Origin of the sequence: Streptomyces sp. CCM_MD2014 (assembly GCF_000772045.1) — a bacterium.
Taxonomy (GTDB): Bacteria; Actinomycetota; Actinomycetes; order Streptomycetales; family Streptomycetaceae; genus Streptomyces; species Streptomyces salinarius.
In genome coordinates this window covers 7032870-7045597 of record NZ_CP009754.1, presented here as the reverse complement: position 1 = coordinate 7045597, position 12728 = coordinate 7032870, and the positions used below count along the sequence as shown (strand labels likewise).

At 72.9% G+C, this 12728-nt stretch carries 12 protein-coding genes; 5 read left to right on the top strand and 7 right to left on the bottom strand.

From position 1 onward, the window contains the following. The first annotated feature begins 10 nt into the window (after positions 1-10). Complete coding sequence (locus NI25_RS31390; protein WP_061445685.1) at positions 11-796, top strand: helix-turn-helix transcriptional regulator; 786 nt, start codon at positions 11-13, stop codon at positions 794-796. A 70-nt stretch (positions 797-866) separates the two neighbouring features. Here the strand turns inward: NI25_RS31390 and NI25_RS31385 are convergent, their stop codons facing one another. Continuing rightward, complete coding sequence (locus tag NI25_RS31385; protein WP_061445684.1) at positions 867-1391, bottom strand: AAA family ATPase; 525 nt, start codon at positions 1389-1391, stop codon at positions 867-869. A 260-nt stretch (positions 1392-1651) separates the two neighbouring features. Next, positions 1652-4126: an alpha-L-arabinofuranosidase C-terminal domain-containing protein gene (locus NI25_RS31380; protein WP_061445683.1), complete on the bottom strand. Its 2475-nt coding sequence runs from the start codon at positions 4124-4126 to the stop codon at positions 1652-1654. Between the two features lie 156 nt (positions 4127-4282). On the opposite strand from NI25_RS31380, the gene NI25_RS31375 reads away from it, so the two are divergent. Then, a complete protein-coding gene (locus NI25_RS31375) occupies positions 4283-4804 on the top strand; it encodes a DUF6314 family protein (RefSeq protein WP_233520791.1) in 522 nt (173 codons plus the stop codon). Here the strand turns inward: NI25_RS31375 and NI25_RS31370 are convergent. Further along, a complete protein-coding gene (locus NI25_RS31370) occupies positions 4698-5318 on the bottom strand; it encodes a histidine phosphatase family protein (RefSeq protein ID WP_061445682.1) in 621 nt (206 codons plus the stop codon). The two genes, NI25_RS31375 and NI25_RS31370, sit on opposite strands and share 107 nt — an antisense overlap. Positions 5319-5438: 120 nt before the next feature. After that, positions 5439-6908, bottom strand: a complete 1470-nt coding sequence (locus tag NI25_RS31365) for a PLP-dependent aminotransferase family protein (RefSeq protein ID WP_061445681.1) — start codon at positions 6906-6908, stop codon at positions 5439-5441. On the opposite strand from NI25_RS31365, the gene NI25_RS31360 reads away from it, so the two are divergent. Beyond that, positions 6907-7833: a DMT family transporter gene (locus tag NI25_RS31360; RefSeq protein WP_061445680.1), complete on the top strand. Its 927-nt coding sequence runs from the start codon at positions 6907-6909 to the stop codon at positions 7831-7833. The genes NI25_RS31365 and NI25_RS31360 overlap by 2 nt on opposite strands. A gap of 37 nt (positions 7834-7870) precedes the next feature. Next, the gene (locus tag NI25_RS31355) at positions 7871-8065 is read left to right on the top strand and encodes a DUF1918 domain-containing protein (protein WP_061445679.1); all 195 of its coding nucleotides are present in this window, start codon (positions 7871-7873) and stop codon (positions 8063-8065) included. Between the two features lie 31 nt (positions 8066-8096). Here NI25_RS31355 and NI25_RS31350 read toward each other — a convergent pair whose 3' ends face one another. Further along, positions 8097-9341 carry a glycoside hydrolase family 10 protein gene (locus NI25_RS31350; protein ID WP_061445678.1) on the bottom strand — a complete coding sequence of 415 codons (1245 nt, stop codon included), beginning with the start codon at positions 9339-9341 and terminating at the stop codon, positions 8097-8099. A 137-nt stretch (positions 9342-9478) separates the two neighbouring features. Between NI25_RS31350 and NI25_RS31345 the strand changes: the two genes are divergently transcribed. Continuing rightward, positions 9479-10390: a 3-hydroxybutyryl-CoA dehydrogenase gene (locus NI25_RS31345; protein ID WP_107071912.1), complete on the top strand. Its 912-nt coding sequence runs from the start codon at positions 9479-9481 to the stop codon at positions 10388-10390. Here the strand turns inward: NI25_RS31345 and NI25_RS31340 are convergent. Further along, positions 10381-10923: an NUDIX domain-containing protein gene (locus NI25_RS31340; RefSeq protein ID WP_061445677.1), complete on the bottom strand. Its 543-nt coding sequence runs from the start codon at positions 10921-10923 to the stop codon at positions 10381-10383. The two genes, NI25_RS31345 and NI25_RS31340, sit on opposite strands and share 10 nt — an antisense overlap. A gap of 108 nt (positions 10924-11031) precedes the next feature. After that, on the bottom strand, positions 11032-12372 hold the full coding sequence (locus NI25_RS31335) for a hypothetical protein (RefSeq protein ID WP_061445676.1): 1341 nt from the start codon (positions 12370-12372) through the stop codon (positions 11032-11034). Between the last annotated feature and the right edge of the window lie 356 nt (positions 12373-12728).

Here is a 12728-nt window from a genome sequence, read left to right as displayed (position 1 = left end):
TGCTGGGAGGATGGCAGCGGAGCGGAGCACGGCGGACGTCCTGGACGCGGCCGTCCACGTCCGTGCGGCCGCCAACAGCGTCACGCGCGGCGCGGCCGGGCCGGACGCGGTCCTGACGGCCTTGTCGGAGGTCATGGAGTACGACCACGCCTCCCTGACCCGGTGGGACCCGGTGCGCCGGCGCCACACCACCCTCGCCGGGAGCTACCCGGACGACGCCACCGCGTACATCGAGACCCGCCTCCACGACGATCCGGTGTTTCCCGTGCTGCACGGCCCGGCCCGGGGAGGGCTCTGGCTCACGGACGTGCCCCGGCAGCTCCTGGCGGCCTCCCCGGGTTTCCGGGAGGTGCTGTCCCCCCTGGGCATCGAGGGCGGTGTGGCCCAGTGCCTGTTCGGCCCCGACGGGCGGTACGTGGGCATGCTGAACGTCAGCACCCGCCGGCCGCGGCGCGCGCCCGACCCGGTGCGCGCCGTGGTCGTCCTGCTCACCGAGGCGCTCGCCGCGGCCGTCGGCTCCGGCGCGGGCTCCCCGCCCGGGCCCGCCGTCCCGGCCGCGCGTGCCGGACGGGGCCACAGCCCGGACGCGCGGTCCGGCAAGCTCTCGCCCCGGGAGGCCCAGGTGCTGGCGGAAGTGGCGGCGGGCCGCACCAACCGGGAGATCGCCGAGCGGCTGTACATCACACCGCGCACCGTGGGGACGCACGTCGAGCACATCCTCGCCAAGCTGGACCTCCCCAACCGGGCGGCGGCCGCCGCCCGGGCCGCCGCCCTGGGAATCGGCCCCTCCGCCTGACGCCGGCCCCGGCCCTCCGGCGCAAGCGCCCCGCCCGGGCACGCCCGGGCGGGGTCACGCTTGCGCGGTCTCAGCCCTTGACGGCCTCCGCGACGCGCAGCGCGGCCTGGTCGGGTGTGAGGTGTGCGGTGTCGACGACCTCGGCTTCGGCGTGCAGCCAGGTGCGGGCGGCCTCGGCGTACGGCTCGAGGTACCGGAGCCGGAACGGCGAGTCGGGCCCCAGTACGGTGTCACCCGCGATGCGCCCGCGCAGGGTCTCCCGGTCGGCGTGGAGGACGAAGTGCCGCACGGGGATCCCGTGCGCGGCGAGGCCGCCCGCGATCTCCCGCCAGTACTCCTCGACCAGCACCGTCATCGGCATCACCAGGGTGCCGCCGGCGTAGTCGAGCACCCGGCGGGCGGTCTCGACGACGAGTGGCCGCCACGGCGGCCAGTGCTGGAAGTTGTCCGTCTCGGGCAGCCCCGGCGTGATGTCCATGAGTGCCTCGCCGATCTTCTCGGCGTCGAACACCCGGGAGTCCGGGAGCAGCCGCTGCACGAGCACGGCGGTCGTCGTCTTGCCCGCACCGTGGGTGCCGTTGAGCCATACGATCATGCGTCCCCACGCTAACCGGACCGGCGACGCCGTGGGGCGGTTTCGTCGCCGGTCCGGGGCGGGCGCTGCCGGGCTGGGGCCTGTCCGGCGGATCATGCCCCGGACGCGGGGCCCGGCACGCGCGCCCGCGGCGTTGTCGTCGGTTGCCGACGCTCCGCGTCGACGCCCTCCTCCGCCTTGCGGCTGCACGCACCAGACCCCGCTCACCAGCGTCGACGAGGTGCCGTGCCTGTCCTGCGACCTGATCCGCCGGACCGGCCCTAACGCTGTCTGATCCGCAGGAACGTCACCGAGTTCGCCGGGAACGTGTACGTGAACTCGCTCGCCACCCCCGAGAAGGTCGAGGTCACCGGGGTCACCGGCGCGTCCGTCTCGGTGTTGACCGCGTCCTGGTCGGCGGCCAGCGTGGTGACGCGGGCCCTGGGCGCGACCTTGGCGCCGCCGAGGTCGACGGCGGTGCGGGCGGCCGTGTCCTGGGCGTTGACGACCTTGACGATCAGCTCGCCGGTGCGGTCGTCGCGCGTGACGATCTGGCGGAAGGGCTCGGCCGGCTTGTCGTCGGTGAAGCTGCCCCACTCCTCACCGTCGAGGTACAGGGTGACCTGGCGGCCCCGGACCTTGACGTCGATGTCGTAGGCGCGGCCCGTCTCGATCGATCCGGCCTTGGACAGGAGCGTCGACTTGCCGCCGTCGGAGGCCTGCTCCACGGCGGACTGGGTGTTGTTCCAGCCGCCCAGGTTCCACCAGTAGTAGTTGCCGGTGTCCTTGACGCCGAAGGCGACGAGGAAGCCCTCCTTGCCGGACTTCTTGGTGGCCTTCACGTGCAGGTCGTAGTCGTGCCAGGCCGGGTCGCCCGCCGTGACCATGGTGTTCTCGGCGGCCGTGTCCGTCTGGACGTACTGGCCGTCCTGCACGGTCCAGCTGCCGGCACCCGAGTGGGTCCACTGCGAGGCGTCGCCGGAGAAGTCGTCGGACAGGAGCGTCCTGCCGTCGGCCGAGGTCACCTTCACGTCGTCGTACACCGCGCTGGTGGCCCAGGTCGACAGGCCGACGGCACCGGTGACTGGGCCGCTGACGGCGGGCGTGCCGGTCGCCTCGGAGGGGACGACGCGGTCGCCGGTGTTGTTCATGAACAGCTTCTGGACCTCGTAGTTGGCCGAGCCCCAGGACGCGTGGTTGTTGAACCAGATCAGGTCCGGGTTCCACTGCACGTAGTCCTCGTTGGCGAGCAGCGGGGCGTAGGAGGCGAGCTTGACGACGTCGGCGTTGCGTTCCAGGCCGGTCATGAACGCGGCCTCGGCGAGGGCGTTCTTCCAGGCGTTGCCCTGGGAGGCGTACTCGCCGAGGAAGACCTTGGGGCCGTTCCTGTCGTAGGAGTCGTAGCGGTCGTTGTTCTGCAGGAACCACTGCGGGCTGTTGTAGTAGTGCTCGTCGACCATGTCGACGCCGGCGTCGCGGTTGAGCTGCCAGGCGGTGTCGAAGGTGGTGCCGGAGTCGTCGGGGCCGGAGTTGGAGACGACGGTGACGTCGGGGTACGCGGCCTCGATGGCGGCGCGGAACCGCTCGAAGCGGGCGAAGAACTCCTTGGGGAGGTTCTCCTCGTTGCCGACTTCGAGGTGGGTGAGGTGGAAGGGCTCGGGGTGGCCCATCTCGGCGCGCTTCTTGCCCCATTCGCTGGTGCGGGGGCCGTTGGCGAACTCGATGAGGTCCAGGGTGTCCTGGATGTGCCGCTTCAGCAGCGCGTCGTCGTCGACGGCCTTGTTCTGACCGCAGCCGGTGACCAGGGCGGGGACGACGGGCAGCGGCATGGCGCCGATGTCCTCGGCGAAGCGGAAGTACTCGTAGTAGCCGAGGCCGTAGCTCTGGTTGTAGCCCCAGAAGTTGGCGTTGGTGGCGCGTTCCTCGACGGGCCCGACGGTGTCCTTCCACTGGTAGGAGCGCTGGCGCTGCCAGCCGGAGTCCGCGCTGTAGTCCTCCATGGAGCCGGTGTTGACCAGGCAGCCGCCGGGGAAGCGCAGGAATCCGGGCTCGAGGGCCTCGATCTTCTCGGCGAGGTCCTTGCGCAGGCCGTTCGGCTGGTGCTTGTAGGTGTCGCGGGGGAAGAGGGACACCATGTCGAGGGCGGCGGGGGCGGTGGTGGCGACGGCGAGGCGGCCGCGGTTGCTGGTGCGGGTCGCGGTGAAGGTGGCGGTGTACTTGCGCCACTTCCCCTCGGCGGCCACCTCGCGCACCTTCGCGAGGGTGCCCGCGGCGTCCCGGAGGGTGACGGTGAGGGTGGTCCCGCTCCCGGCGCGGGCCCAGAGCGAGAAGTCGTACTTCTTGCCCTTCTCGACGCGGATGCCGGTGTTGTAGCCCGCGTTGGTGACGGCTGAACCGGCGCCCAGCGAGAGGTAGTTGCGGTTGCGCTCGTTGAGGCGGCCGTCGTCGTCCACGACCCGGGCGGTGCCGTCGGCGGTCCAGGCGGTGAGCGGGGTGTAGGAGGCGTTGTCGGCGGTGGAGTACTCGAAGGAGCGGTTCTGCACGAGTTCGGCGTACAGGCCGCCGTCGGCGGCCCGGTTGATGTCCTCGTAGAAGACGCCGTACATCGTGTCGTCGATCGCGGGGCCCCGGTCGGCCGGGTCGACGGTGATGGTGTAGTCGGCGGCGGCCTCCGCGTGTGCCGGGGACGGCAGCAGGGCGGATGCCGTCAGGAGGGCGGTGACGCTGAGACCGAGTCTCCAGCGGGTGCGTGACATGGATACTCCGCGGCTCGAATGAATCGTTCGGACCGTTCAGGTTGTTCGAAATATCGGACGTTGGTCAGCACTTCGAACGGCAAGATAGGGAGGGGGGCCGTGCGCGTCAATGGGTCGCGCGGCAACCAGTGGGCCGGAGCGGGAAGGCGAGGGGAAATGGGCGAGTTGTGGCCGGTGCCCGACGTACTGGCGTTTCTCGCGGGGCGCTGGCGCACCGAGCGGTCGGTGCGGGACCTGGCGAACGGCCTGGAGGGCCGGTTCGAGGGGGTCACGTCCTTCGACGCGCTCGACGCCGGCGGGCTGATCAGCCGCGAGTCGGGCGTCTTCACCTGGCAGGGCGTGTCCCGGCCCGCCGAGCGGACGCTGCGCTACGAGCCGGGGGACGGACCGGCCCGTGCGGACGTGCGCTTCGCGGACGGCCGCCCCTTCCACGGCCTGGACCTGACCTCGGGACACCACGTGGCCGACCACCCGTGCGCCGCCGACCTCTACCGCGGCGAGTTCACCGTCCGGGACCCGGACCGCTGGCAAACGGTGTGGCGGGTGGGCGGCCCGGCCAAGGACCTGCTGCTCACGACGGATTACCTTCGCGAAACACCGGGCGGACAGCGCCCTGGTCCGGTGCGCCCTCGAAGCGGAGGTTCCAGCGGCCCGCGCGGCCCGTCACGGTGGTCGTAGAGAGCGGACGCACGTCCAGGTTCCAGTACGTTCCGGGCGGCGCCTTCAGCGCGTAGACCAGCGCCGCGCGGATCACGGAGGGTTCGGCGACGGCCACGATGCGGTCGCCGTCCTCGCCGGGACGGGTGTCGAGCCAGCCGCCGACCCGGGTGATGAAGCCCAGCAGCGACTCCCCGCCGTGCGGGGCCGAGCGCGGGTCGGCGAGCCAGGCGTCCACGGCCGCCGGCTCGCGGGCCATGGCCTCACCGAGCGTCAGACCGCGCCACCGGCCCATGTCGCAGTCGCGCAGGGCCAGTTGGAGCAGCGGCGCACAGCCGAGGGCGTCACCGGTGGCGCGACTGCGGGGCGTGGGCGAGCAGTAGCGCAACTCGGCCGCGGCGAGCGGCCGGAGGTCGCCCGCCGCGCGCAGCACCTCGTCCCATCCGGCCTGGTCGAGCGGCCGGTCGTCGTCGAAGCGTTCCGCGAGCAGCGGTGAGCTGCGTGCGGCCGCGACGAACGTGACCCGAAGCGCCATGCGGTGATGGTGGAGCGCGAGGGTGCCCAGGTCAAGGGGTGTTACCTGTGGGTCACCCTGGGTGCGCCCCGGCTCACCGGCTGCTCGCCCGGCGGCGCGGCACCCTGGTGCGCCTGCGCGTCAGCGGCCCCGCACCTCCAGCCAGGCCGTGCGCAGGCGGCGTACCCCTTCCGCGATCTCCCCGACGTTCGCGACCGCGGCGAAGCTCAGCCGGACATGGGCGGCCGGGGGTTCGGCGCTGAAGTACGGGCGGCCGGGGGTGATCGCGACGCCCGCGCGCAGGGCGGCCGCGGTCAGGGCGGCCTCTCCCCCGGAGCCGAAAGCCTGGGAGGTGCCCCCAACGCCCTCGGGCAGCCGGGTCCACAGGTGGTAGCCGCCGGAGGGGACGTGGGCCAGGGAGATCTCGGGGAGCCGCAGCCGCAGCGCGGAGGTCAGCGCGTCCCGCCGGGCCTTCAACTCGGCGGACACGGCCCGCAGATGACGCGGCCAGGCGGGCGAGCCGACGAGTTCCAGCGCCGCCTCCTGGAGGGGCCGGGGCACGAAGAAGGTGTCGACTACCTGGATGGCGCGCAGCCGGTCCAGGACCGGGCCGTGTGCGGCCAGGGCACTGACCCGGAAGCTGGGCGAGGTCGCCTTGGTGAGCGAGCAGACGTGGACGACGACGCCGTCCGGGTCGTCGGCGGCCAGCGGGGCGGGCAGCGGGCCCGCGTCCTCGTGCACGAGCCGCCGTACGAAGTCGTCCTCCACGACGAAGGCGCCGGCCGCCCGCGCGATGCGCAGCACCTCGCCGCGCCGCTCGGGGGCGAGCACGGCGCCGGTCGGATTCTGGAACAGGGGCTGGCAGACGAAGACGCGGGCGCCGGTGGCGCGGAAGGCGTCGGCGAGCAGGGCGGGCCGTACACCGTCGGCGTCCACGGGGACGGGTACCGGACGCAGGCCGGCCGCCCGTGCGATGGCCAGCATGCCGGGGTAGGTCGGGGACTCGACGAGGACGGGGGTGCCCGGCGGGGCGAGGGCGCGCAGGGCGGTGGCCAGCGCGGACTGGCCGCCCGCGGTGATCAGCACCTCGGCCGCCGTGATGGCCCCGCCGATGCCCCGCGCGAACCACTCCCGCAGCTCCGGCAGCCCTTCCACGGGCGGCCGTCCCCAGGCGCCGGGCCGCCGTCCGGCCCGCGCCAGCGCCGCCGCCATCGCCCGCTCCGGCTGCAGCGACGGGTGCAGGTAGCCGCCGTTGAACTCCACGACACCGGGCGGTGGCGCGGCCAGCGAGACCAGCACCCCGGAGGCGTCCACGGAGCGCGGTACCAGGTCGGCGGCACCGTCGGCGCTGAGTGCGACCTCCTGCCAGGAGGTGTCCCCGGCGGGTGCGGCCGAGGGGCGCGGCCGGGCCCGGAAGGCACCCGCGCCGGGCCGGGTGACCACCAGGCCCTCGGCGGCCAACTGGGCCAGGGCGCGGGAGACCGTCACCGGGCTCACCCGGAACCGGTCCACGAGGGCCCGGCTGGACGGGAGCTTTCCTCCGGGCGAGTAGCGGTCGAGCTCCCGCCGCAACACGGTCACCAGCTCAGCGACGCTGCTACGCTCTTGCATGAGAGCACAGAGTAGCGCTATCACGTCATCCCGGATAGCAGTCGGCGTCACGAGCGGGGACACCGGCGGCGGGTCCCTCGGCACCGTCCAGGCCGCCCTCGGTGTCGTCGCCTTCTCCCTCACCTTCCCCGCCACCGCCTGGGGTCTGGAGGGCTTCGGCCCCTGGTCCCTGATCGCCGTGCGCAGCATCCTGGCCGCCGCGGTCGCCGGGGCCTGTCTGCTGGTCCTGAGGGTGGCACCGCCCGAGCGGCGGCACTGGCTCGGCCTCGCGGTGGTGGGTGCCGGGGTCGTGCTGGGCTTCCCCCTGCTGACCACCCTCGCGTTGCAGACCTCGACCACCGCGCACGCCGCCGTCGTGGTGGGTCTGCTCCCGCTCACCACCGCCCTGTTCTCCGCCCTGCGCGTCGGCACGCGTCCCTCGCGCACCTTCTGGGTCGCGGCCCTGGCGGGTGCGGCGGCCGTGATCGCCTTCACGGTGCAGCAGAGCGGCGGCGCGTTGACCTCGGCCGACGCCTACCTCTTCGCGGCGCTGCTGGTGTGCGCCGCCGGTTACACGGAGGGCGGCCGGCTGGCCCGGGTGATGCCGGGCTGGCAGGTCATCGGCTGGGCGCTGGTGCTGTGCCTGCCGCTGGCGGCGCCGATGGCGGCGGTGGCGCTGTCGTACGAGCCGGTGCATCTGACGGCGCACAGTGTGACCGGGCTGCTGTGGGTGGCGATCGGGTCGCAGTTCCTCGGTCTGGTCGTCTGGTACCGGGGCATGGCGGCGATCGGCATCCCGAAGGCCAGCCAGTTGCAGCTGGCTCAGCCGCTGCTCACACTGGTGTGGTCGGTACTTCTCCTGGGCGAGCACCTGCCGGTGGCCGCTCCGCTGACGGCCGCGGCCGTACTGGTGTGCATCGCGGTCACCCAGCGGGCCCGGGGTTAGGGCCCTGCCCGGCGGCACAGGTGAGGAGGCCTCACGGATGCATGCAGTCAAGGGCGACCGGTTGGTCCAGCACGGCCGGGTGGTCGGTGAGCACGACAAGGTCGCGGAGATCGTCGAAGTCATGGGCCGGGACGGCAGTCCCCCGTACCGGGTCCGGTTCGAGGACGGGCACGAGGCCGTGTGCTCGCCCGGTCCCGACTCGGAGATCCGGCACAGGGAGGTCCAGCTCTGAGGCCTGTGAGCGCGGTCCGCTCGGCGGCGACTCAGCGCGGGACGGCGGCCGGACGCGTGTAGTGGTCGGCGGCGAGCCGCGCCATCGCGCCGCCGGGGTCGTCGGCGACGTCCTTCGCGGAGAAGTAGACGTGCCCGCGGACCTCTGGGTACCGCGCGGCCAGCGTGAGGTGGCGGGAGAGTTCGGCCGGGTCCCGCCAGGCGGCGGGCTGGGACGGGTCCCCGGACTTGTACAGCGCCTCGCCCACGTACAGCTGGGTGCGGCTGTCCTTGGCCACTCCGGCCCACCAGGGAAGCAGCTTCGCGTAGTCGGCGCCGTCCATGCCGATGTGCCAGTACAGCTGCGGCACCACGTAGTCGAGCCAGCCCTCGCGCACCCACTTGCGGGTGTCCGCGTACAGGTCGTCGTACGTCTGCACGCCCGCCCGGGTGTCCGAGCCGCGCTCGTCGGTGGCGGCGTTGCGCCACACGCCGAAGGGGCTGACGCCGAAGCGGGCGGCCGGCCGGATCTGTTTGACGCGGGCCGCCGTCTCGCGCACCAGGCGGTCGATGTTGTCCCGCCGCCAGTCGGCCTTCGTGGCGAAGCCGGCGCCGAAGGTGCTGAAGGCCCCGTCGTCGGCGAAGCTCCGGCCCGCCACCGGATAGGGGTAGAAGTAGTCGTCGAAGTGGACCCCGTCGACCTCGTACCTCGCCACCGCGTCCATCATGGCGTCCTGCACGAAGGCCCGGACCTCGGGCAGCCCGGGGTTGTAGTAGAGCTGCCCGCCGTACGGCACCACCCAGCCGGGGTTCTTGCGTGCGGGGTGGGAGGAGACGAGCCGGGCGGGGTCGTCGTGGACGGCGACGCGGTACGGGTTGAACCAGGCGTGCAGTTGCAGGCCGCGGGCGTGGGCCTCCTTCACGGCCGTGCCCAGCGGGTCCCAGCCGGGGTCGCGGCCCTGGCTGCCGGACAGGTACTGCGACCACGGCTCGTACGGCGAGGGCCACAGCGCGTCGGCCGCCGGCCGCACCTGGAACATCACGGTGTTGAGGCGGTGCCGTACCGCGTTGTCGAGGTGCGCGATCAGCTCCGCGCGCTGCTCGGCGGCGCGCAGCCCCGCGCGCGTGGGCCAGTCGTGGTTGGCCACGGTGGCCAGCCACATCCCCCGCATCCCGGCGGCGGCGCTGCGCGAGGGCTCCGGCTTCGCCGGCGCCGAGGCCGCGGCCGACGGCCCCGGCGCCAGTGTGAACGCCGACAACGCCGCCACCGTGAAGGCACGGCGCGAGACACCGCCCATGGGTCAACCTCCTGAACGCTGTGGATCCGCGTCGTCACGGATCGTGTACGGGGCCTCAGCATGCCCGACCCGGGAGACGGATCCGTGACCATTCGGGGGTAACGTGCTCGATCGGAGCAGGCGACGGGGACCCCGGCATGCCTGCTGCCAGCCGTGGAGTCAGCGAAAGGGACGATGTGACCGGCATCTCGGGAGATATCGCACGCGTCGGCGTGGTGGGCTGCGGTCAGATGGGGGCGGGCATCGCCGAGGTGTGCGCCCGCTCCGGTCTGGAGGTGGTGGTCGCCGAGACCACCGGCGAGGCTCTGGAGATCGGCCGCACGCGGCTGTACAACTCGCTGTCCAAGGCGGCCGAGCGCGGCAAGATCACCGAGGAGGAGCGGGACGCGACGCAGGCGCGCCTCAGCTTCACCACCGACCTCGGCGAGTTCGCCGACCGTGATCTGGTGATCGAGGCCGTCGTCGAGAACGAGCAGGTCAAGACCGAGATCTTCCAGGTGCTCGATCAGGTCGTGACCCGGCCGGACGCGATCCTGGCCTCCAACACCTCCTCGATCCCGCTGGTGAAACTGGCGGTCGCCACCTCGCGGCCCGACCACGTCATCGGCATCCACTTCTTCAACCCGGCCCCGGTGCAGCAGCTCGTCGAGCTGATCCCGGCGCTCACCACCTCCGAGGGCACGCTCAGCCGGGCCCAGCTGTTCACCGAGAAGGTGCTGGGCAAGCACGCGATCCGCGCCCAGGACCGCTCCGGCTTCGTGGTCAACGCGCTGCTGATCCCGTACCTGCTCTCCGCGATCCGGATGTTCGAGTCGGGCATCGCCAGCCGCGAGGACATCGACAACGGCATGGAGATGGGCTGCGCCCACCCGATGGGCCCGCTGAAGCTGGCCGACCTGATCGGCCTGGACACGGTCGCCTCGGTGGCGTACTCGATGTACGAGGAGTACAAGGAGCCGTTGTACGCCGCTCCCCCGCTGCTCCAGCGCATGGTCGACGCGGGCCGCCTCGGCCGCAAGAGCGGCTCGGGCTTCTACGCCTACGGCTGATCGCGCCCGAGCCTGAGGTGGTGCAGCAGGAGTAACGCGGCCGCCATGCCGGCGGCCGGGACCTCCCCGCGGGCGACGAGGTCGGGTACGAGCTTGAGGGGCACCCACTCCCGGCGCTCCGACTCGAAGTCGTCCACGGGGGGTCCGACGTACGTGCCCTCGTCGGTCCAGTAGATGTGGTGCCGGGCGTCGGTGAGGCCGTTGGAGGGCTCCACGCTCATCAGGCGGTGCAGCGGTCCGGGCCGCCAGCCGGTCTCCTCCTCCAGTTCCCTGGCCGCGGCCGCCGCGAGATCCTCGCCGTCCTCGACGACGCCGGCCGCGAGTTCCCAGCCCCAGCTGTCGGTGATGAATCGGTGCCGCCACAGCAGCAGGACCTCGTCCGCCTCGTTCACGACGGTGGCCGCGGCGACGGGGCGCATCCGGATCAGGAAGTGGTCGAGGTGCCGGCCGTCCGGGAGCGCGACGTCGGCCAGATTCACGCTGAACCAGCGATTCGAGTACACATTCTGTTCGCTCTCTTTCGTCCACTGCACGGTTCTGCCACCTTTCTTTGAGTAGGTGGCAATATCGCAGCAGCCGGCGTTCCGGCAGCAGGCGTACGACGGCCGCTCACGGCGCAGGGGCGGGCGCAGGGCAGGTGGTCACAGCGGGACGCGCAGCGCCCCGTCGATGAGTTCGGCGGCCTCGGCCGTGCCCGCGCACCCGCTGTTCACCAGGTGCTCGCGCACGGCCCGCAGCCGGTCGCGCAGCCGCTGGGACTCCATGCCCCGGGCCTGTTCCGCCATCCGTACGGCGGTGGCCACCGCCTTGTCGGCGTGCCCCTGGCGCAGCTCGATCGTGCTGAGCATGGCGAGCCGGTGCACGCGTCCCCGGTCGTGCGCCGGGGTGTCGACGGCCGCCGCCGCGTGCTCTCCGGCCGCCGCGAGTTCGCCGAGGCTCAGCAGCGCCTCGGCCACCTGGACGTTGACCAGGCCGGGCTGGACGTAGCCGGTCTCGTCGGGCTCGTACCCGCGCCGGATGCGCTCGGCGGCCTGCTCGGCCCGGCGGATGCAGGACAGCGCGCCGCTGCCGTCACCCAGGTGCGCGTACGCCTTCGCCTGCATCGCGTACAGGTCGGAGGCGAGCGCCGGGGTGATGTGCCGGCCGGCGGCGCGCAGCGCGGCCTCGGCGAAGGCGACGGCCTGCCGGTACTCCCGCATGAACAGCGCCTGGTTGACCAGCAGCGCGATGACGTAGGCGCCGAGCCCCCGGTCGCCGCTGGCTTTGGCGAGCCGGAGCGCCTGGTGGAAGTAGCGCTGTGCGAGGCCGTGCGCGTCGGAGTCGTACGCGCAGATCCCGGCGACGGCCACCAGCCCTCCGGTGGCCCGGTGCAACTGCCGTCCCGTGGCGTCGGTGTAGCTTCCGCGCAGCAAGGGCGCGGCCTCGGAGTTGAGGAAGCCGACGATGCGGGCGCGGGTCGCGATGCCGCCGGCCTTGCGGTACATCTGCTCGTAGTGTGTGCGGGCGCAGCGCACCATTTCCAGGTCGGCCGCGGTGACCCGGTGCCGTCCGCCGCGGGAGACGTCGGTGTCCTCGGGCGGGTTCTCCCACTCCCACACCGGCATCACGGCCGGCGTGCCGGTGAGGGCCGGGGCACCGAGGATGTGCGGGCGCTGCTGCTGGTCGGAGCGCCACAGGGCGGTGGCGCGCTCCACGAACCCGGACAGCGAGCCGGTGTGCGGGGCGGCGGGTTCGCCGGGCACGCCGAGGCCGATGTCGTCGAGGGTGACGGGGCGGTGCAGCCGGGCCGCGAGGACCTCGCAGATCAGGTCGGGCACCTGGCCGCGTGGCCGCTGGCCCTTCAACCACCGTGCGACGGCGGTGTGTTCGTACCTCAGTGCGAGCCCGCGCGCCCGCCCCGCCTGGTTGACGTGTGCGGCCAGTCCCGCGTGGGAGATCCCGGCCTCGTCGAGGATCGCGTCTAGCAGGGTGTTGGGCTGCATGGGTGGCCCCCCGGTGCATCGGTCCCGACAGCGTAGTGCGTCGGTCTTCACACGGGGTGTGAACGGAGTGCGCGCATCCGCAGCGTGTGCACGCTGTCGCGCAGAGTTCCGGACCGGTTGACTGAAGGGCCTCGAAAGAGGCCGGCCGGGCCGCCGGCTCCCCCTCGTACAGTGCGGCGGCCCGTATCCACGCCGTCCGCCCGGCTGCCTGCCCGACACTCCGTGGCGGGGCGGACGGCTCCGCCGGCTTCACGCTGCGGCCAATCGCCGTTCGGTGTGCGGGTGCGTCGGCGGCTGCGATGCGGCGGGGCGCGCAGGTCCCCCGCGCCCCTGAAAAAGCAAGGCGCGTCGCGCTG

Bases quoted from the DNA above. Each gene is read 5' to 3' on its own strand.
- NI25_RS31350 (WP_061445678.1), bottom strand. From the start codon at position 9,341: ATGGGCGGTGTCTCGCGCCGTGCCTTCACGGTGGCGGCGTTGTCGGCG.
- NI25_RS31335 (WP_061445676.1), bottom strand. From the start codon at position 12,372: ATGCAGCCCAACACCCTGCTAGACGCGATCCTCGACGAGGCCGGGATC.
- NI25_RS31355 (WP_061445679.1), top strand. From the start codon at position 7,871: ATGCATGCAGTCAAGGGCGACCGGTTGGTCCAGCACGGCCGGGTGGTC.
- NI25_RS31345 (WP_107071912.1), top strand. From the start codon at position 9,479: ATGCCTGCTGCCAGCCGTGGAGTCAGCGAAAGGGACGATGTGACCGGC.
- NI25_RS31370 (WP_061445682.1), bottom strand. From the start codon at position 5,318: ATGGCGCTTCGGGTCACGTTCGTCGCGGCCGCACGCAGCTCACCGCTG.
- NI25_RS31365 (WP_061445681.1), bottom strand. From the start codon at position 6,908: ATGCAAGAGCGTAGCAGCGTCGCTGAGCTGGTGACCGTGTTGCGGCGG.
- NI25_RS31385 (WP_061445684.1), bottom strand. From the start codon at position 1,391: ATGATCGTATGGCTCAACGGCACCCACGGTGCGGGCAAGACGACGACC.
- NI25_RS31360 (WP_061445680.1), top strand. From the start codon at position 6,907: ATGAGAGCACAGAGTAGCGCTATCACGTCATCCCGGATAGCAGTCGGC.
- NI25_RS31375 (WP_233520791.1), top strand. From the start codon at position 4,283: ATGGGCGAGTTGTGGCCGGTGCCCGACGTACTGGCGTTTCTCGCGGGG.
- NI25_RS31380 (WP_061445683.1), bottom strand. From the start codon at position 4,126: ATGTCACGCACCCGCTGGAGACTCGGTCTCAGCGTCACCGCCCTCCTG.
- NI25_RS31390 (WP_061445685.1), top strand. From the start codon at position 11: ATGGCAGCGGAGCGGAGCACGGCGGACGTCCTGGACGCGGCCGTCCAC.